We start from the raw sequence: 20736 nt of genomic DNA on the forward strand, positions 1-20736 counted from the left end.
CACTCATGGAATATGATTTGATTAACATTTAAAACGGAAGGGAAGGTAACATGAATAGCCATTATGATGTAATTGTTGTTGGAGCAGGTTCCATGGGCATGACAAAGAACATCGTAGGACAGATTGTAAACAAGGATATTGACTGTGCCTTTGTAGCGGATTTCGGTCACCATCCGAAAATCGATAAGCTGGAAATTTTAATGGAAACACTGGTGCTGGTCTCGAATGCACCGAAAATTACAGCCGCAGATCTGAAGGAGAAACCGATGCCCGTTTTCAAAGAAGGGTGCAGCTACAGAGCCAAACTGGAAGAATGGTTGCTTGACGCGGGAATAGAGAAAAAAGAATCAAGGAATTCGGGATCATGGAAACGATACTCGGCAGCGTAAAAGCAGGACTTGACGTAAGCCTCGTACCTAAATCGAGTGTTTCCGGACTGCTTGAAACAGGGCCCTCTACAGTTATGACCTCCCTGGACACTACAGTAATATCTCAACGGGTTTCATCTGGCATAAAAATTCCAGCAGAACAGACATATTGGAAAAGCTCGTTGAAACCATTAAAAAATTCAAGAGTGCATAAAAATGACGGCAAGTCTCCTTTTACAGCGGAACTGTGTAATTAGGAGACTTTTTTGTGAACAACTTAAAATAAAGATTATTTCTCCCGTGACAACTCCGAAATAATCTCTTTATTTTTTTAATAATAGTTTAGAAATATACCTTGTGCTTTCACTTGTTGTTTGAAATAATAGGCTAATAATTAGAAAATTGAAACAAGGGGAAGGTGCCTATGGCGAATCATAAAGAAAAGAAAGGGATATTCAATCGTTTCCTGGATGTCATCGAGAGAGTGGGGAATAAACTCCCGGATCCTATAGTTTTATTCATCATCTTAATGTTCACGATTCTCGGTGCTTCCTTCATCGGCGGGATGCTGAAATGGGAAGCGGTCAACCCGGCGGACGGTGAAACGATCCAGGCTGTGAACCTGCTCAACGGGGAAGGGATCGTGCGTATCTTCACCGAAGCAATCACGAACTTCAGTGAGTTCCCTCCACTCGGCATGGTGCTGGTGGTTATGATCGGTATCGGGATTGCTGAAAAATCCGGGTACTTTGAAACAGCAATGAAACGTGCCATTGAAGTGGCACCTCAGAAACTCATCCTGCCGGCAATCATACTGGTTGGAATCATTGGCAACGTGGCGGGTGACGCTGCACCGATCATCCTGCCGCCGCTTGCGGCAATGGTCGTCATGAAGCTCGGCTATCATCCGTTCGTCGGACTGGTCATGGCGTATGCCGCTTCTCTGGGCGCATTTGCGGCGAATGTCATCCCGGGGATGACGGAAGCGCTGGCAATCGCATTTACAGAGCCTGCCGCCCAGCTGATCGACCCGGAATATACGGGCAGCATTCTGATGAACTATTACTTCACGGTAGTTGCGACGTTCTTTCTGCTTTTCATCGTCTACTTTGTGACGAAGAAGATTACAGTGCCCCGTCTCGGTACATATGAAGGAGCGGAAACGGCTGACCATGAACCGCTGAAGAAGGAAGAAATCAAAGCACTCAGATGGGCGAACATATCCGCTGTTCTGACTTTCATCGTTTTCATGGTGTTCCTGATCCCGGAGAATGCGATTTTCCGGAATGCAGAGACCGGCTCGATTATACAGGATTCACCGTTCATGAACTCGATCATCTTCATCCTGACAATCCTTTTCTTCGTTCCAGGTCTTGTCTATGGACTGAAGGTGGGAACGATAAAATCGACGAAAGATTTTGGAAGCATGCTGGGTGATGCGATGGGTACGATGGGCAGTTATGTCGTCCTCGTATTCTTTGCTGCACAGATGCTCGCATATTTCAGCTGGAGCAACCTCGGTCCTATAATAGCCATCAAGGGTGCGAATGCCCTTGAAGCTGTTAATGCATCCGGGATTCCGCTTATCATCGGCTTCATCCTGCTCGCGGGACTTATCAACCTGCTGATCGGCAGTGCATCAGCAAAATGGGCGATATTGGCACCGGTATTCGTACCGATGTTCATGCTGCTCGGCTATGATCCGGCATTTACGCAGATGCTCTACCGTATCGGTGATTCATTCACGAACCCGATCACACCGATGCTGCCCTATCTCCCGCTGCTGCTTGCATTTGCACAGCGCTATGATAAGAATGCCGGGCTGGGAACGCTGCTGTCCACACTGCTGCCATATTCGATTGTACTATTCTTTGCATGGACGGTACTGTTGATCGTATGGTACCTGCTTGGAATCCCTCTCGGCATCGATGGACCCATCTATCTGCCGGAATAAATTAATGGAGGCATATTAAAAATGAGTATTGAAAAACAAATTGAAAATGTGATGTCCGAGGTTTTCGAATGGAGAAGGACGCTGCACAGACATCCTGAACTTTCATTCGAAGAACATTGGACAAGCCAATTTATAGAAGATGAATTGAAGAAGCTTGACGGCGTGGAAATAAGCCGTCCGACGCCAACGAGTGTACTTGGTATAATCAAAGGCGCACACCCGGGTAAAAAGATCGGCCTGCGTGCAGATATCGATGCACTTCCGGTCAGTGAAGAACGCAGTGACATTGATTTCGTTTCAGAGATCCCGGGGAAAATGCATGCATGCGGACATGACGGTCACACTTCCATACTGCTCGGTGCAGCAAAAGTGCTTACCCAAAATACAGATACACTTCACGGTGAAGTGTATCTGATCTTCCAGCATGCGGAGGAATTGATTCCGGGCGGGGCGCAGGAGATGGTCGCCACCGGATTATTCGATGATCTGGATTTTGTATACGGCCAGCATCTGTTCACCCCGATTCCGACAGGTAAGATCGGTATCAAAAACGGTCCGATCACTTCAAACTCAGATGGATTCGAACTGATCATCCAGGGCAGCGGCGGCCATGCTTCCCAGCCGGAACTGACGGTGGATCCGGTAATCATCGGAACGCAGATCATCAACCAGTTCCAGGCGATCGTTTCCCGGATTACATCACCGCTTGACTCTGTCGTCATTTCTACGACGAACTTCCATGCTGGAAGCGCGAAGAACATCATTCCGGATACTGCCGAATTATCAGGCAGCGTCCGTACCATCAATGATGATACGAGACTGCTGGTGAAAGAAAAGATGGAGCAGGCAGTAAAAAGCGTGTGCGAGATGTACGGCGCGACATATGATTTCAATTTCCAGTTCGGCTATGCCGCCGTTGTTAATGACGAGGAAAAGACGGATAAAGTGAGAGAGATCGCCGTTGATAAATTCGGCGATAAAGTATTCGAATACCCGCTCGCAATGGGCGGTGAGGATTTCTCCGCATTTTCAAGACTCGTGCCCGCGACTTATGCCTGGATCGGCGTGAGGAATAAAGACAAAGACATGGAATATCCGCATCATCATCCGAAATTCGGCATGGATGAGGACGGCTTCATCGATGGAGTGAAGATGATGGTATATGTCGCGCTGGGTATGACGGAATAATAAAAGAATCCTTCCCCGATCCGATAAGTGATCGGGGAGGGATTCTTTTTGGATCCGCAGGATGCGTTTATGGTGGTCTGTATCGGGAAAATCATACTGATAAGCACCACTCAGGAGGGGTTCCATGCCGCATCTATATATAGAATACACGGATAATATCAAAAATGAAGCCGATATTCATGAGCTTTTGGAAAAAGCGAATAAAACACTGCTCAGCCATTCTGATATCATACCGGCCGGCGGGCTCAGCTCGCGGCCGTTCGTACTTGAAGATTATCTTGTTGCGGACCGTACGGAAGATGATGCATTCGTCCATGTCACGCTGAAGATGGCACCCGGACGGACTGAAGAACAGAAAAAAGCGGTGTGCGACGATCTGTTCCAGACGATCAAAGGACACTTTGTGCATATTTTCGAAAAAAGGTATATTGCGTTATCAATGGAATTGTGTGAATTCCAAAATGAGACATACAAACACAGTAATATTCATGGGAGATATGATTCCGAGTAGATGAAAACACTCCGCGGCCCGGCCGCGGAGTGTTTCGTTTATGCATTCAGTTTTCTTGGGAATCCGATGAGTATCGCGATGATACCGCAGATGAGCAGCATGAACGGATAAATGGAATATGGCAGGATCGCAACTGGTGAAATGGCCGCGAGTCCAGCCGCCGCCAGCATCTGGCCGCCGTACGGGATGAGACCCTGGAAAGCAGCTGCGAAAATATCCAGTATACTCGCAGACTTTCTCCGGTCCACACCATACTCGTCCGCAATATCCCTCGCCAGCGGTCCGGTGATGATGATTGAAATCGTGTTATTGGCTGTGCTGACATCCGTCGCACTGACCAGTGAGGCAATGCCGAATTCAGCACCTTTCCTGGAACGGATGCGGCTTGTAATGAAATGGATCAGATAATCTATGCCGCCATAGTGTTCAATCAGGCCGATCATGCCGCCGATCAGGATTGCGATGATTGAAATTTCCATCATGCCTGCTATTCCTTCGCCAGCTGCACCGGTAAACGATACAAAGTTATATGAGCCGTCTATAAAGCCGATGATTCCGGCAAGTACCGTCCCGCCGGTCAGCACTGTCAGGACATTGACACCGAGAAGCGCAATGACGAGTACCGCAAGATACGGGATGACTTTGATCAGGTCGTATTCCAACCCTTCGGAAACATTAGTAGAAAAACCGGTGGAAATGAAATAGAGGATGACCGCTGTCGCAATCGCGCCGGGCAGTATGATGAAGAAGTTCGTTTTGAATTTATCCACCATCCTGACTTCCTGTGATTGTGTTGCAACGATCGTCGTGTCGGAAATCACCGACAGGTTGTCGCCGAACATAGCACCGCCGATGACAGTGGCGAGCGCCAGCGCCAGGCCGATTTCTGTCTGATCGGCAATGCCCACAGCGATGGGTGCAAGGGCAACGACCGTTCCCGTCGATGTCCCCATGGAGATGGAGATGAAGCAGCAGACGATGAACAGTCCGACAAGCAGCAGACTGCTTGGCAGCAGTGCCAGTCCGAGGTTCACTGTGGAATCGACGGCGCCCATGCCTTCGGCGACGCTTGAAAATGCCCCGGCCAGCAGGAAGATGAGCACCATGAGCATGATATTCTCTTTCCCGGCGCCGCGCGTGATGATGCCGACTTTTTCATTCAGCCGTTCTTTTGGGTTGATGCACAAGGCGACTATGATGGCTATGATGAGTGCCACGGGAATCGGCATTGCTGTGAAATCCCCCGTAATGATGCCTGTACCGATAAATAACAGGACGAAGACTAATAATGGAAGCAGGGCAACAGGATTCCCTTTGGATTGTTCTGTTCTCATGATAACGCTCCTTTTAAAATTTTTCGGGCCGGAAATATAAAAAGACCTCTTCAGATTATAGAAGAGGCCATAGACAGACTGTATCTCTTCTCATCTTCTAGCCGCAGCTACTGGAATTGGCACTGGCTCATATTGAGCTGTTGCCGAGGCTTCAAAGGGCCAGTCCCTCCACCTCTCTGGATAAGAGTAATGTTTTATTAGTTCATTCACTTTAACGCGTGAAATCATCGATGTCAATAGTGAAGCATGAATCTTTACTTATCCGCTCTGAAATCCCTATACTTTGATTAAATATAAAGATAGTGGAGGGACGATTCATGACTGAAGAAAAATTGGGAGCAATGCATCTGGGCACATTGGATGCACCGGTGAAAGTAGAGGCATTCGTCAATATGGCATGCCCCTACAGTGTTAATTTTTTCAAGGCGGCAGACAGAGTGCTGGTTCCACTCACGGATCAGGGCATGGTGAGCTACACCATCAAACACTTTGATAAGCCGAAAGTCGGACTGCTTCACGGGACAATCGCCAATCTGTATCTGGATTACTCGAACCCGGAAAAAGCATACAATATCATGAAGGAAATGTTTGAGAACCAAAAAGAGTGGGCATCCACTGACAGCAGATTCATCATGAAAAAAATGGAGGAAGAGTACGGACTCGAAGAACAGTCCCGCACAATGAACCTCAGTCTCGCCATTACACAGGAAGCACAGGAGCGGGGAATCGGGGGCATCCCGACAGTATTCATAAATGGTGAGCCCTTCAAGTTCAATCTGAAAGGCGGGCCGACATCAATTGAAAAAGAACTCATCGAGGCAGTGAGAGGATGAAATATCTGAACAATCTGATGTTTGACAAGTAATTCACATGTAAGTAAAATGAGGACATTCTAATATTTCCGAAGGATGATTCCCATGTTCCGCACCATTAACAGCAACATCTGGTATAGCTATCGTAGGTAGACTTGTATTTACACATCGTAAGTACAGGTCTTCAAGGTTTGTACTTGCGGTGGCTGAGGAATTGGAATCGGCCATCTGCTCTGACGGATGGCACACTTTACCAAAGCTGTCCGGTCAGTCCGGATGGCTTTTTTTATTGGAATGAAAATGACAGGTAAGGTGGTTCACATAATGAAAGAGCAACAGGTACAGTGGGGTTCCAGGTTAGGGTTCATACTGGCTGCAGCAGGATCGGCGGTCGGTCTCGGCGCGGTATGGAAGTTCCCTTATATGGTCGCCCAGTTCGGCGGGGGCGCATTTCTTCTCATCTTTTTAGTGTTTACACTGCTGGTCGGTCTTCCGATGCTGATGGTGGAATTTACGCTTGGACGGCTGGGGAAAAGGCCATCCATTGAAACATTCAAATTTTTGGGCGGCAAACGGGCATATGGTCTGATCGGCCTGCTCGGTAATATCGCTGCGTTCATACTGCTCAGTTTTTACAGCGTCATCGGCGGCTGGATAATGGTCTATTTCGTTCTGGCGGTCGGCAATCTCTTTAATATGGCTGATGTCACACAGACGGGATTATTTGAAGCGGTGACGGGCACACCATGGATGGTCGTTTCAGGTCAGGCTGCATTCATGATCATTACGGCATGGATCGTTACAGGCGGCATTGAAAAAGGGATAGAACGTGCATCTAAAATCATGATGCCGCTCCTGTTCCTGACTTTCATCCTGCTGATTGCGAGAAGCCTGACGCTGCCGGGCGCGATGGAAGGTGTGGAGTTCCTCCTCATGCCGGACTTCAGCGCCATTACAAGTGAAGCGATCCTGTTCGCGCTCGGACAGTCATTCTTCGCATTGTCCATCGGTGCAATGGGAATGCTCACTTATGCGTCATACGTCAAAGACGACGTCAATCTGCCGCACAGCGCAGTCTATATCGTCATTACGACAATCATCATCACGATTTTTGCAGGACTCGCCGTATTTCCGGCAGTCGCCTCATTCGGGATGCAGGACGAGGCGCAGGGTCCCGGCCTCCTGTTCATCATATTGCCGAAAGTGTTCGCTGAGATTACAGGCGGTGCATGGTTCTACCTATTATTCATATTGTTGTTCCTGTTCGCGACACTCACTTCATCCATCTCGATGATCGAGATCAACGTCAGCAACGTGATCAAGGGACGTCAGGAGAAACGTAACAAAGCGACATGGATATTCGCTGCACTGATATTCCTTCTGGGTGTACCGAGTACATTGTCGATGAGTGTGCTGGCGGATGTGGAAATCTTCTCAAGATCCATTTTCGATACTATGGATATGCTCGTGTCGAACATATTCATGCCGCTCGGCGCACTGCTTGCAACACTGTTCCTCGGCTGGAAAGTCGATCTGGACAGAGTGTCGGAAGCCCTCAATGTAAAACAGGGACTGATATTCAGAACATGGGTGTTCATCATCAGGTATATGCTGCCCGTGATCATACTGTTCGTATTCATAACAGCTCTGATATAGGAAAAGATGCCAGGACGAAAGTCCTGGTTTTTATTAACTGTTCATTAATCGGGTTATAGTTCAAAGTATCCATATACAAATTAAAAAAAGGCGCCCCCCGGCGCCTTCTGATCAAACTACATCTTCTTCATGAGTTCTTTATTCTTCTCTGCAAACACTTCGTTATGTGAAGACACCATGCCCTCTGCAAGTGCATCTTCATCGAGGAACAGCTTTGCATGGTTGGCTGCCTGTGCGGCTTCTGTGAAGCAGCCGGCGATGAGCCTGACTTTGTTGTCGTATTCGACCTGGTCTCCGCATGCATAGATGCCGGGCACAGGCGTGTTGACCATGTGCTCTGTTTTCAGCATCTGGTATTCGTTGAAATCGAATTCGTCTTCCATGGCTTCCAAAAATGCACAGTTGGATTCATAGCCGTGGCTGACGAGCACATCGTCGACTGCAACCTGGCTGCCGTCATCCAGTACGACGTATTCTATCGCATTGCCTTCTTCGTTCGGTGTCAGATGATCGATGCATTTGTTGAACTGGATATCGATGTCCTTCTTATGCAGTTCCCCGACCATTGCCTCGTGGCCCCGCATTGCGTCGCTCCGGCATACCATCGTGACGCTCGCGGCAATCTCTGCAATCTCGGCCGCCCAGTCGATGGCGGTATTGCCGCCGCCGGAGATGAGCACATGCCGGTCCTTGAAGCGGGCGAAACGTTTGACTGTATAGTGGAGGTTGGACATTTCGAATTTATCTGCGCCTTCGATCTCCAGCCTGGTCGGGGTGAAAATGCCGCGGCCGGATGCGATGATGATGGTCCTGCTGTAAAATGTTCCATTATCCGTGATCGTCTCGAAATGGTCGTCATGTCTGGTGATCGTCTCACATGTGGTTGACACGTATATTTCAGGATTGAACGTCTTTGCCTGCTCAACCATGTTATTCTTTATATCTGAAGCCGGGGCAGGCGGAATGCCACCGATGTCCCAGATTATCTTTTCCGGATAGATATTGAGTTTGCCGCCGAGTTCGGGATGATGTTCAATGATCTGGACACTCATACCCCGGAGTCCGGCATAGAAGCTCGCGTAAAGACCCGCAGGGCCGCCGCCGATAATCAGCGTATCAGAAATTTTCATGCTCCATCCTCTTTTCTGTTGAAATTGAGTGATTTCTCCTTTATTATATAATCAATGATAATGATTATCAATGAGAAATAAAATTATTACACAAGGGAAGAGGAAATGGGAAAATGAAAAAGTACATATGGCTGATTGCAGCAATGATGGCGCTGGTTCTTGCAGCGTGTGGAAATACAGAGGAAACGGAAACTGATGAAGGCTCCGGCGGTACTTCAGGCGAAGATGCGGAAATGGTCCCTTATACTACGGATGCAGGGGAAGAGATTGAAATACCGGAGGATCCTCAGCGCATCGTCGTTCTGGCATCAAGCTATTTCGGCAATCTGATGCACCTTGATGCGAATGTTGCGGGCGTTTCAAACGATGTTGAAGGCAGCGAAGTATTGAAGCCGCTGGCTGAAGATGGTAATGTGGAATTGCTTGAAGTCGGCAACGTGGAGCAGGTGATGAACCTGGATCCCGATCTGATCATCACTTTCTCGACAGATGAAAATCTGGATAAGCTGAAAGCGATTGCGCCGACAATACCGGTAGAGTATGAAAAATGGAATTATCTGGACATCCATGAGGAAATGGGCAGAATCGTAGGCAAGGAAGAGGAAGCCAAAGAGTGGGTTGAAGGTTTTGAAGCCGAGCTCGCCGAAGATAAGAAAAAAGTAGAGGAAGCGGTTGGTGAAGATGCTTCCGCGACAGTAATGGAACAATACGCAAAAGATATATATGTATATGGTACAAACTGGGGACGCGGCACAGAGATCCTTTACCAGGGACTCGGGCTTGAAGTTCCTGAGGAAATACAGAATGAAGTGGTGGAGACCGGCTGGAAGAGCATTTCTGCTGAAGAGATAGAAAAGTATGCAGGCGACTTCATGTTCGTCGGAACCGGTGACGGCGGAGCGGATAATGCTTATAAAGATACGGCGGTATGGCAGAATCTCGATGCAGTGAAGAACGGCAGGGTGATCGAATTTGATTCACCGAGCTTCTACTACAACGATCCATACTCCCTCGAACACCAGAAGGATTTCCTGGTCGATGCGTTGTTAACGAAATAATTCAGGCAGGTGTCTAAAAATGACGAGTGTAGCACTTAAAGATATAACAGTGGAACTGAATGACAGAGAAATTCTGCATAATATAAACATGGAACTGATGGAGGGCAAGGTGACTACGATCATCGGCCCGAACGGCTGCGGCAAGTCCACGATGCTCAAGACGATATCCCGTATCATTTCTGCAAAAGAGGGCGGGGTCTATATCAATGATATGAACATCCGCCAGATGAAGTCGAAGGAAGTGGCGAAGAAAATCAGCATACTGTCCCAGCGGAATAAACTGCAGTATGATGTCAGAGTCGAAGATCTGGTCAGCTTCAGCAGATATCCGCACTTGAAAAGATTCCAGAGCCTGAAAGAACAGGATATAGAAATCATCAACTGGGCAATGGCTGAAACAGGGGCAGATGAATTCCGCAGGCGAATGATGAGCGAACTCTCAGGCGGCCAGGCGCAGCGGGTATGGATCAGTCTCCTGCTTGCCCAGGGAGCCGATGTGCTGCTTCTCGACGAACCGACGACATATCTCGACATCCATCATCAGCTTGAAACACTGAATATCGTCAAGGAGCTTAATGAGCAGTCGCATCAGACGGTGGTCATGGTGCTGCATGATATCAACCATGCAATCAAGTACTCGGACAATCTGGTAGTGATGAAGGATGGTGACATCATTACGAGCGGGCATCCGGCAGAAGTCCTGACCAACGAGATCCTGAATGACGTCTTCAACATAAATGGAAAAATATCTATCGATCCAATCACTAAAAAGCCGATTCTTGCAGATTATGATCTGTTCTGTGAAACGGTGAAAGGTGTAAAATATGGATCGTAGGTGGTATACACTGCCCATCATTGTGATGGGCGTTCTTATTTCATTCATCCTCGCAATGATGTTTGGTGCAAGCCATTATGCCTTCGGCGAGGTGTGGAGCGTCATTACCAATCTGGATATGACGGACAAGACCCATCAGATACTCTATGAAATCCGCATGCCGCGCGTACTTGCCGCACTGGTTGCCGGTTTTATGATCAGCATCGCCGGGCTGGTGCTCCAGTCCGTTACACATAATGACTTGAGTGAACCAAGTATCCTTGGAATAAACGCCGGCGCAAATCTCGCGATCATACTGGCTGCGTTGCTGATACCGACCTTATCTTTCGTGTCCATAATGCTGAGCGGATTCGCAGGCGGAATGCTTGTCGGGCTGGTCATACTGTCGGTTACGCGTTCCAGGTCACCGCTGCATCTGATACTTGCAGGGGCGGGCATATCTTTATTCCTGTATGCCATTACCGATTTTCTGGTGATTACAAATGACCTGGGCCAATACATGACGTTCTTTACAGCCGGTGGTGCCAGCGGCCAATCGATGGGGAATCTGGCGATTGTCGCGCCATTGGCGATTGTGCTCGTCATCGGTCTTTATTTCATGGCAAAAGAACTGGATGTGCTTTTGTTCGGTGACGAAATGGCGGTATCCCTCGGGCAGAACCGCGGGTTGTACAAATGGCTGACGCTCGTCATTGCTGTAATGCTGGCAAGCATAGCGGTTGCGATGGTTGGAAACGTCGTATTCCTGGGCCTTCTTGTACCGCATATCGTCAAAATGATATATGGCAACATGCACAAATATACAATCATTTACACAGGGCTCTTCGGTGCAATCATCTTTGCACTGTCGGACATGTTCGCCAGAGTGTTCAACGAAGCGCCGGTAAACGCAGTCATTGCGATGATCGGTCTGCCTTTCTTCATCTATATCATCAAGAAGAGAGGTGGCCAGTATGCGTAATGCCTATAAACTTACCATTGCAGTCATCCTGCTCATCACTGTGGTCATCGCAAGTCTTGTGACAGGCACATTCAACCTCACTTTCGAGGATCTAGTGAGCCTCGTGACAGGCCGGGCGGGTGAAAATGTAATGACGGTCTTCTTCGATTTCAGAATGCCGAGAATCATCATCACTCTGGTCTGCGGCGCCGCGCTCGCAATCAGCGGGCTGATCCTCCAGGCCATTTCGAGGAATGCCCTGGCCGATCCCGGAATCATCGGTGTGAATGCGGGAAGCGGCTTCGGTGTCGTCCTGTTCATCACATTTATAAGCGGTTCGATGAGCCAGCATCTGTATGCACTGCCGATTATGAGCTTTATCGGCGGACTGCTCACTGTACTCATCATTTTCTCCCTGTCCTTCATGAGCGGGGAATTCAAAAGTAATATATTCATCCTGATCGGTATTGCGACGGCGATGGGCGTCACTGGTTTCGTATATGTATTCACTTCCATGTTCGATACAGAACAGATGGAAATGCTCAATCGCTATTTCGCCGGAAATATATGGGGGGATACCTGGGCATTCGTCTGGATTTCGGTTCCCTACATTCTGATCATAATGGTATTCGTCTACTCCAGAATCCGCGAGATGGGCATGCTCAACCTGGATGACGAGATGCTTATCGGATTCGGCATGAACGTAAACCGGGAAAAGATCATCCTCATCGTGTTCGCGGCAATGCTCTCCAGTCTGGCGGTCAGTGTATGCGGCGCGATCAGCTTCATCGGCCTGATTGCACCGCATATTTCGCGGATGATGTTCGGCCAGAATATGAAAATGCTTTTCTTCGCCTCCACCGTCATGGGAGCTCTGCTGCTTACTACGGCAGATCTTCTGGGCAAGCTTGTACTGGAGCCGATGATCATTCCGGCAGGCATCGTCGTGTCGCTGATCGGCGGACCATACTTCGTGTGGCTGCTCCTTAAGGCAGGCAGGGTATAGACAGTGAATCTGTAAAGTCGAGTGAAAAATAAATGGGATTCAAAAAGCGGCAGGAAACTTTATCGTTTCACTGCCGTTTTTCAGCTTTATAACTGCAAATCGGGGTATTAGAAACAATGAGGTGATAATATGAGCCTTTCGATTCAGTACATATCTAAAAATAATGACATTGAAAAAGTGACTGAAGGTGACAAGGTACCGGAGGATACAACATTTACATGGTATGACTACGACAGTTTTGATGATGAAGACCAGCTGTTGTCCGACTTCGACTTCGGTGACATCACATTCGAAGATGAAGTGGTTAAAAATTATCGTCCTGCATACCATAATTACAATGGGTATAAGCTGTTGATATGCCATGCCATCGATAAGGAGACGCTTGAAGCCCATGCGATCAATATATGCGTGATGAAAGATATAATCATCACGTTCCATAACGGTGTGCTCGATGACTTTATCGATATTGCAGAAATTATAAAAGATAAGCAGGATGATCTGGAAATTGATATCGCACTCCATATCCTACTGACTACGGTAGAACAGTATTTTGCCATCGTGCATGATATAGAGGATGAAGTAATATCTTTTGAGGAAAAACATGCAGATGAAAAGAAAGATAAGGATATTCCTGCCAGGATGTTTGATATAAAAAAGAAAGTATTCCGTGTTAAGCGTGTGATCATTCCGATGGAAGAGCTGGCAGAGAAATTTAAAGAACAGGATGATATATTTAACAGTCCAAGAAGCGAAGGGATTTTAAACAAAATCAACACTAAAATTGACAGACAGAAATTAATCATCCAATTCTCTGAAGAAATGATAGATGAGTTAAAGGATAATTATATTTCCTATAATACGTTCCGGATGAACAGGATCATCAATGTACTGACTATCATTTCAGCCATATTCCTGCCGCTGACATTGATCACGGGGATATACGGTATGAACTTTGAGACTATGCCCGAACTCAAATGGGAACTAGGCTATTATATGTCATTGGGTCTTATGCTGCTTATCAGTATCAGCATGATTGGATTTTTCAAGTACAAGAGCTGGATGTAATGGAGAGATCTTATGTAGATAATATTTTCTCAAAATGGGTTCTTATATATAATCTATAAATGCATTATGGTAGGGGCCTCAGGTCTGTCCCTCTTTTATATTGTACATTGAATTTATTGACTTTACTTTACAATCACGATACGTTTGCTTAAAGATTATTTCGGCAAGACTATTTTTTCTGAGTTCGGGAATAATATAAAATGGGTAAGCGAAAAAGAAAGAAGGGAATATTTATGGAAGGCAGATCCCTCGGGAAAATCAGCTTTGTGATTATGGCGATGCTTTTCCTTTCATTGGTTGCAACGGACACAGAACAGGCATCAGCAAACAGTGCATTGGACAGTATGGTGGAAATCCGGAGCAGCGACGGGAATTATGATTCAGCTGAAGCACAGGCGATGATCGACCGGCTAAGCAGGGTGGATGACAGGATATTACAGCATACGAACCGTGCCGGGGTAAACATCATACTTATGGATATGCCTCTTACCGATCTTCCGGAATTCGAGTATCTCTCCGGCCAGGTGCCAAGAGGCTGGGAGAATACCAAGCAGACGTGGGACGAAGTACCCGGGGCAGGCGGACATACCGTAGCTGCCAGAATCGGACACAGTGATCCGGGCAGCGGACACTCCACAATCAATCTGGAGCTGCATGAATATGGACACGCGGTCAACTCCTATGCGGCAGGCTTTACAGTGAGCCAATCCGGTGAATTCCGTCAGATCATGAACAGTGAGAAAAGTGCTTTATTCGGCGACCATCAGGTGCCGGAATACTTTGATGAGCCGGGAGAATATTTTGCTGAAGTATTTGCAATGTATTACCTGGGCGGTGAGGCCCGCAGCAAGCTGGCAGACCGCGCCCCGCAGACATATGATTTCATCAGTCATTTCCATAACAGGCTGGTTACCGTCGGAGAAGTGACGGGAAACACGGCGAGGATGTCATGGGATGAGATGGAAGGTGCTGCCAAGTATGAAATCTACAGGAATGATAAAAAAATTGATGAAACCACTAAAACAAGTTTCAAAGATGAGGGTCTGAAAACTTCCACAAGCTACAACTATTATATCAGGCCCGTGGATTCATCCGGCGAGCCGCTTCTAACCTCATACTTCCGCACAACGACGACGAAAGCTGAAAACGATGCGCCGGAAGTGGATACAGGCGAGCTGGAAAGTGTGATTGCAGAAGCGGAAGCGGTGAGTGAAGCAGACCGTATACCCAGCCTGCAGTCCGCATTGAAAAATGCAAAAGCAGTAGTTGAAGACGATGAGACGACCCAGCAGCAGGCAGATGAAGTGGAAGCCGCATTAGCTTCTGCACTGGAAGAAAATGAAGATGAATTAAAAGCTGCTGAAGAAGAATCATCCGAGGAAGGATCTTCTGAGGAATCCACAGAGGAAAAAACAAACGAAGCATCAACGGAGGAAGAGACGACTGAGGAACCGGCGGCAGAGGAGACCGGGGAATCAACGGAGGAAGAGTCACCGGAAGAGGAGATGACTGAAGAATCTGCAGAGGAATCAGAGGCGGAATCTGAAACAGCCAGTGCACAGGCAGAGGCATCAAACGATAATCTGCTGATGATCGTGCTCTCAGCCCTGCTGGTTATTCTGGCCGTGGTCTCAGCAATCGTATTATGGAGAAAAAGAAAATAGATTTTGAAGGGAAGGAGCTTTGACTGGAGTCGAGCTTCTTCTTTTTAGTTCAAAGGGTACCTTTATAGGGATATTTCGCCTATCATGGAGATACAGCGAACATCTAAATTTTTTGAAGGAAGTTGAACAGCATGGAACTGATTATGATTGTACTGCCGGTCTTTCTGGTTTTCGGCATCGGGTATATTTCACAGAAACTTTTGAAGATGGATATCAAGTCGATATCTGCCATGGCATTATACATACTGTTGCCGCTTCTCACTTTCGATACGTTCTATCGTAATGAGCTGACGGTGGATTATCTGTATCTCTTTATATTCTCGATAATCATTACAGTGATATTGATAGGGATCACCATCCTTGCAGGCTGGTTCATGAAATCGACGAAAGAGGATATTTCGGCCATCCTGCTCGGATCTTTATTTCCCAACAGCGGCAACTACGGTGCGCCGGTCATGCTGTTTGCGCTCGGCGCTGTTGCCTTCGACTATGCGATCGTATTGATGGTGCTGCACGGCTTCATCATCAGCACCGTCGGCATATTCATCGCTTCATTCGGGAGCGGTGCAACGATTTCCGTGAAAGATGCAGTTATCAGTATATTCAGGATTCCTGTCATATACGGTGCAGCTGCCGGTCTCTTGTTCCAGCTTGCGGATATTTCAATCGATGACAAGCTGATGGATATCATCCAGATGACGGGAAATGCGTCGATACCGGTCGTCATGCTGATACTTGGTATGCAGCTGGCCCAGATTAAGAAAGAAAATTTCGAACTGAGGAATATCAATGCGGTCGTCATCATCCGGATGGTAATTTCTCCGGTCGTGGCGATGGTTCTTGTGTTGTTCATGCCGGTGGACGAGACGATGAAGATGGTATTCATCATTCTGAATGCCATGCCGGTTGCGGCAAACTCCACAATGCTTGCCGTGCAATTTAATGTGAAACCGAATCTCGTGTCATTCTCGACACTGGTCACAACATTGCTGAGCCTTTTGACCATACCGCTATTTTTATATCTGATTGGAGTGTAGGCTCTGCCGGAACAAAAGTTCCGGCATTTGTTTTAATGGATATTAGCATGCGTATTATATTTCAAAATCCGGGAGGCTTTATATAAACTACAGTTATGTATCTCATTTATACTGTCCGAAATGTGAAAAGACTTATAGTACCGATGAAATCAACCAGCTTTGCGGGTGCGGTTCGCCGCTGCTTGTGGCCTACAGGATGGATGAACTGAAAAGTGAATTCAAAAAGAAGGCACTTTTGAAACGTACGCCGGATCTATGGCGCTATCATGAATTGCTTCCGGTTCATTCAAGTCGCGGGGAGGCTGCGGTCGGTGTCTCCAAAGCGAAAGAACTCGGTGTCAAAGCGCTTGCCATGCCGACCAACGGGAATGCTGGAGCAGCCTGGTCATTATACTCTGCCCAGGCGGGTATCACGGCCTCCATCGGCATGACGATGGAGGCACCTGAAATCACACGGAAAGAATGCGTTGCAGCAGATGCGGATCTTTTGGAAGAACTCGGGACACTGGCGGAACATGAAGGGGCTTTCGTCTGCCCTGAAGGTGCGGCCGCCTTCACTGCCGCAAGAAAACTGCGCAGGCAGGGCTGGATTAGAGAATCCGATAAAGTGGTGGTGTTGAATACCGGAGCAGGCATCAAGTATCCAAATAGAGTGGAGGCCGATGCTCCTGTTTTGCAGAAGGGTGAGAAGGTCGTAAAGAATTAAATTAAAAAGAAGACATTCCTGAAGGTGTAATAACCGTCTTCAGGGATGTTTTTATTAGAAATATCTTATCATTTATTTTTTTAATTATATATCTTATTTTTAATAATATATTATAAACATTATTTACTTAAGGGGTGTTTTCCCATATACTGACTTTAAAGGGAGTGACAACGTATGGGTACTGAAAACAGAAATGAAAAATCAAAGGAATTGGATTTGCTGGAAGTGCATGAGATCATCGATCTTATGAACGATGAGACAGCGGATGCATTGAAAGCTGTAGAAGCTGGAAAATCCCGGATAGAAAAACTGATTACGGCGGTCCTTGAGAATGATATAGCCAGGGTGATCTATGCCGGAGCGGGAACGAGCGGCCGTCTGGGTGTTCTGGATGCTTCTGAATGTCCGCCGACTTTCAATACGGATCCGGATGAATTCATCGGCATTATTGCCGGCGGGGACGAGGCGCTCCGGTTTGCCATTGAAGGGGCAGAGGATTCTGTGTCACTCGGTGAATCTGATGTGAATGACTTGAGTGTGGGTCCGCGTGACTGCGTGATAGGTATTGCTGCAAGCGGACGGACACCGTACGTCAAAGGGGCGCTTCGCGCTGCGGCAAAAGCGGGTGCAGTGACGGGCAGCATTTCGAATAATAAAGACAGCGAAATATCGGCGTTTGCGGACTATCCGATCGAAGTGGAGTCAGGACCTGAAATCATTACGGGATCGACGAGGCTGAAGGCAGGAACCACCCAGAAACTGGTGCTCAATATGATTTCTACGATTATCAATATTAAACGCGGAAAAGTTTATGGCAATTACATGGTCGATGTCAGTCCGAGCAATGAGAAGCTGGAAAGGCGTGCAATCAATATGGTCATGGAAATCACTGGAACAGTTGAAGAGGAAGCAAAAGATGCCTATATGAAATCACACAGACACGTGAAAACAGCTGTCCTCATGCTTTCACTGAACATAGAAGCAGAAGAAGCGAAAAAACTGCTCGCAGATCAGTCAAGCATCAGAAAAGTATTAAGCAAGAGCAAGGGGTGAGGGGGGATGTCGAAGATTTTAGCATCGCAGCTGCTCGATCTATTGGGTGGTACGGAGAACATAGATGATATATATAACTGTATGACACGTGTGCGTGTGACGACTAAAGACCGCAGCAGAATCGATATGGAGCGGGTCAAGGAGCTGGAGGGCGTCAATGGAATCGTGGATGACGATGAATTCCAGATCATACTTGGTCCGGGAGCTGCAGAAAAGACGCGGCGGGAGATGGAAAAACAGATCGGAGAAACAGGCCCTGATGGCTCTGCCTCTAAGAAGAAGGGCGTAAAATATCTGCTTAAAAAAATCGGCAATATCTTCATCCCGCTGATTCCGGCGCTGGTGGCTTCTGGACTGATCAACGGTATCGTGAATTTCGCTGTGAACTCAGGTGTAGATACCGGCCTTTCATGGGTGCAGGTCATGCAGCTTATTGGTGGCGCTTTCTTTACGATTATCGGTGTATTGGTAGGTTTCAATACAGCGAAGGAATTCGGGGGCACACCTGCTTTGGGTGCAATCAGTGGAGCGCTGATCTTCAACCCTGCATTGGATGAAATGGAGCTGTTCGGTGAAATGCTTGTTTCAGGGCGCGGCGGTTTATTCGCAGTGATGATGTCGGCGTTCCTCATGGCAATGCTGGAACAGCAGATCAGGAAAGTGGTGCCGAACTCCCTCGACTTGATCGTGACTTCGACGATTACGGTATTTGTTGTCGGATTGATCACAGTGATCGGACTGCAGCCTGTCGGAGCCGTATTATCCGAAGGTATCATCGTTTCAATCAACTGGGTGCTGGAAGTCGGCGGCATATTCGCAGGGGCAGTGCTTGCAGCGGTATTCCTGCCGCTTGTGCTGGTCGGGCTTCATCATGGTCTGACACCGATCCATCTCGAATATATACAGAATATCGGCTATACGCCGATTTTCACCATCCTTGGAATGGCCGGTGCGGGACAGGTCGGCGCCGCAGTGGCGATCTACGTTAAAACGAAGTCAAAAAGGCTTAAAAACATCATCAAAGGGACGCTGCCTGTCGGCTTCCTCGGTATCGGGGAACCGCTGCTGTATGGTGTGACACTGCCGCTCGGCCGGCCGTTCCTCACTGCATGTCTTGGTGCTGCGTTCGGCGGCGCATACCAGGCGCTGATGACAACCGGTGCCATCAATATCGGTGTGTCGGGAATTTCACTTCTGCCATTGATTGCTGACGGTAAATACATCCATTACATCATCGGACTCGTGCTCGGTTACGCCGGTGGCTTTGTATTCACCTACATGTTCGGTTTCAAAGAAAAGATGGTGGAAAACCTGGATAGATAGGCCTTGAGTATGATTGTTTATATTTTCAAAAGACATTTTGCAGATGAATTACAATTTGTACACCAGTATGCTAAAGTAAGAGATAAGTATATAAAAATTGTAAAATTGAACAATCGTGCGTTCGCATGGAAGGTCGGTCCAGAGTGCATTGTTCGGTTTGAATGGGAGTAGATTATGTATTCAGTAACCAAGCATATTAGAAGTCAAATGGACTCCTTCAGCCGAAAGGAACGGCTGATTGCTAATTATGTTCTTGAAAACCGTGAGGAGTTTCTGACTGCAAGCATTGCGGAAAATGCAGACAGCATAGGGGTCAGTCAGGCGAGCATCACCAAGTTTTCAAAGAAAATCGGACTTAAGGGGTTAAGGTCGCTAAAAGTTGAACTTGCAAAAGAGCATACGAAATCGGACAAAGAGGTTTACAGCAAGTCACTGTCACCGGAGGATACAGTTAACGTCACAATGGATAAAGCACTGAACAATACTGTAAGCGCATTATATGGAACGCATAAGACGGTAAGTTATGAAGCAGTAGAAGAAGCGGCGGAAACACTGGCAGCTGCTGATGAAGTCGTATTATTCGGCATCGGCGCATCAAGGATTCCGAGTGAAGACCTGTTCTTGAAGCTTCTGAGGATCGGAATAAAGTCAGTCGTGCCGTTTGATAACCACGTTCTGCTTACAAAAATCCCGGTTCTTAAAGAAGGGGCAGTGGTTGTCCTTTTCTCAACATCGGGAAGAACAAAAGAAATCATCGATATTTTAAAGCAGTGCCGCAGCCACGGCGTGAAGACGATTCTTATTACACAATCAATCAGCTCGCCGGCAAGGAACATTGCGAGTATCGTCATGAGTACATCGCTTGAAGAAAACAATATCAGGATCGGGACGATGACCGCAAGGCTTTCACAGCTGTATCTGGTCGATGTCCTGTTTATGAGAACAGCGATTAAATCAGGCGATGACATCTTCGAGAAGATCAATGACACTCATGAAGCGGTGCAGGATTATAAAATGGATCAGTGACATATGGTCCGGGACTCATGTCCCGGACTTTTTGCGTTTAAGGAGCTATTATGAATTTCGGTTATGCCGG

At 47.4% G+C, this 20736-nt stretch carries 19 protein-coding genes and 1 riboswitch; of the genes, 17 read left to right on the forward strand and 2 right to left on the reverse strand.

The annotated features are described in order from the left end of the window. The first annotated feature begins 50 nt into the window (after window positions 1-50). The 4 genes from BM271_RS05690 to BM271_RS05705 all read left to right on the forward strand — a co-directional run bounded on the left by BM271_RS05690 (window position 51) and on the right by BM271_RS05705 (window position 4021). Window positions 51-389 carry a LysR substrate-binding domain-containing protein gene (locus BM271_RS05690; RefSeq protein WP_082103700.1) on the forward strand — a complete coding sequence of 113 codons (339 nt, stop codon included), beginning with the start codon at window positions 51-53 and terminating at the stop codon, window positions 387-389. A gap of 403 nt (window positions 390-792) precedes the next feature. Further along, entirely contained in the window at window positions 793-2322 is a 1530-nt protein-coding gene (locus BM271_RS05695) for an AbgT family transporter (protein WP_046791098.1), read from the forward strand. Window positions 2323-2343: 21 nt separating this feature from the next. Then, window positions 2344-3510, forward strand: coding sequence for a M20 metallopeptidase family protein (locus tag BM271_RS05700; protein ID WP_046791097.1), 1167 nt, complete (start codon window positions 2344-2346; stop codon window positions 3508-3510). Between the two features lie 124 nt (window positions 3511-3634). Beyond that, window positions 3635-4021 carry a 5-carboxymethyl-2-hydroxymuconate Delta-isomerase gene (locus tag BM271_RS05705; RefSeq protein WP_046791096.1) on the forward strand — a complete coding sequence of 129 codons (387 nt, stop codon included), beginning with the start codon at window positions 3635-3637 and terminating at the stop codon, window positions 4019-4021. 38 nt (window positions 4022-4059) lie between these two features. Here BM271_RS05705 and BM271_RS05710 read toward each other — a convergent pair whose 3' ends face one another. Continuing rightward, on the reverse strand, window positions 4060-5355 hold the full coding sequence (locus BM271_RS05710; RefSeq protein ID WP_046791095.1) for a Na+/H+ antiporter NhaC family protein: 1296 nt from the start codon (window positions 5353-5355) through the stop codon (window positions 4060-4062). Window positions 5356-5442: 87 nt separating this feature from the next. Then, window positions 5443-5542, reverse strand: a riboswitch (SAM riboswitch). 130 nt (window positions 5543-5672) lie between these two features. Between BM271_RS05710 and BM271_RS05715 the strand changes: the two genes are divergently transcribed. Continuing rightward, window positions 5673-6188: a thioredoxin domain-containing protein gene (locus BM271_RS05715; RefSeq protein WP_046791094.1), complete on the forward strand. Its 516-nt coding sequence runs from the start codon at window positions 5673-5675 to the stop codon at window positions 6186-6188. Between the two features lie 303 nt (window positions 6189-6491). Beyond that, the gene (locus BM271_RS05720; RefSeq protein ID WP_046791093.1) at window positions 6492-7823 is read left to right on the forward strand and encodes a sodium-dependent transporter; all 1332 of its coding nucleotides are present in this window, start codon (window positions 6492-6494) and stop codon (window positions 7821-7823) included. A gap of 116 nt (window positions 7824-7939) precedes the next feature. Here the strand turns inward: BM271_RS05720 and BM271_RS05725 are convergent, their stop codons facing one another. Next, the gene (locus BM271_RS05725; RefSeq protein WP_046791092.1) at window positions 7940-8953 is read right to left on the reverse strand and encodes an NAD(P)/FAD-dependent oxidoreductase; all 1014 of its coding nucleotides are present in this window, start codon (window positions 8951-8953) and stop codon (window positions 7940-7942) included. 113 nt (window positions 8954-9066) lie between these two features. Between BM271_RS05725 and BM271_RS05730 the strand changes: the two genes are divergently transcribed. The 11 genes from BM271_RS05730 to BM271_RS05780 all read left to right on the forward strand — a co-directional run bounded on the left by BM271_RS05730 (window position 9067) and on the right by BM271_RS05780 (window position 20666). Next, complete coding sequence (locus BM271_RS05730; RefSeq protein WP_046791091.1) at window positions 9067-10011, forward strand: ABC transporter substrate-binding protein; 945 nt, start codon at window positions 9067-9069, stop codon at window positions 10009-10011. Window positions 10012-10030: 19 nt separating this feature from the next. After that, entirely contained in the window at window positions 10031-10846 is an 816-nt protein-coding gene (locus tag BM271_RS05735; protein WP_046791090.1) for an ABC transporter ATP-binding protein, read from the forward strand. Continuing rightward, window positions 10836-11807 carry a FecCD family ABC transporter permease gene (locus BM271_RS05740; RefSeq protein WP_046791089.1) on the forward strand — a complete coding sequence of 324 codons (972 nt, stop codon included), beginning with the start codon at window positions 10836-10838 and terminating at the stop codon, window positions 11805-11807. Before BM271_RS05735 ends, BM271_RS05740 begins: the two co-directional genes overlap by 11 nt. Then, on the forward strand, window positions 11800-12792 hold the full coding sequence (locus BM271_RS05745) for a FecCD family ABC transporter permease (protein ID WP_046791088.1): 993 nt from the start codon (window positions 11800-11802) through the stop codon (window positions 12790-12792). Before BM271_RS05740 ends, BM271_RS05745 begins: the two co-directional genes overlap by 8 nt. 129 nt (window positions 12793-12921) lie before the next feature. Further along, window positions 12922-13857 (forward strand): CorA family divalent cation transporter, encoded by a 936-nt coding sequence (locus BM271_RS05750; protein ID WP_046791087.1) that lies wholly within the window; start codon window positions 12922-12924, stop codon window positions 13855-13857. A gap of 233 nt (window positions 13858-14090) precedes the next feature. Further along, on the forward strand, window positions 14091-15521 hold the full coding sequence (locus BM271_RS05755) for an anthrax toxin lethal factor-related metalloendopeptidase (RefSeq protein WP_046791086.1): 1431 nt from the start codon (window positions 14091-14093) through the stop codon (window positions 15519-15521). A gap of 131 nt (window positions 15522-15652) precedes the next feature. Continuing rightward, window positions 15653-16558: an AEC family transporter gene (locus BM271_RS05760; protein ID WP_046791085.1), complete on the forward strand. Its 906-nt coding sequence runs from the start codon at window positions 15653-15655 to the stop codon at window positions 16556-16558. Between the two features lie 82 nt (window positions 16559-16640). Beyond that, window positions 16641-17264, forward strand: a complete 624-nt coding sequence (locus BM271_RS05765; RefSeq protein WP_082103699.1) for a PALP domain-containing protein — start codon at window positions 16641-16643, stop codon at window positions 17262-17264. Window positions 17265-17438: 174 nt separating this feature from the next. Then, window positions 17439-18317, forward strand: coding sequence for an N-acetylmuramic acid 6-phosphate etherase (murQ, locus tag BM271_RS05770; protein WP_046791083.1), 879 nt, complete (start codon window positions 17439-17441; stop codon window positions 18315-18317). Window positions 18318-18323: 6 nt separating this feature from the next. Beyond that, window positions 18324-19640, forward strand: coding sequence for a PTS transporter subunit EIIC (locus tag BM271_RS05775; RefSeq protein ID WP_046791082.1), 1317 nt, complete (start codon window positions 18324-18326; stop codon window positions 19638-19640). 174 nt (window positions 19641-19814) lie between these two features. Continuing rightward, a complete protein-coding gene (locus tag BM271_RS05780) occupies window positions 19815-20666 on the forward strand; it encodes a MurR/RpiR family transcriptional regulator (RefSeq protein WP_046791081.1) in 852 nt (283 codons plus the stop codon). The last annotated feature ends 70 nt before the right edge of the window (window positions 20667-20736 follow it).

Origin of the sequence: Salinicoccus halodurans, assembly GCF_900114445.1 — a bacterium.
Taxonomy (GTDB): domain Bacteria; phylum Bacillota; class Bacilli; order Staphylococcales; family Salinicoccaceae; genus Salinicoccus; species Salinicoccus halodurans.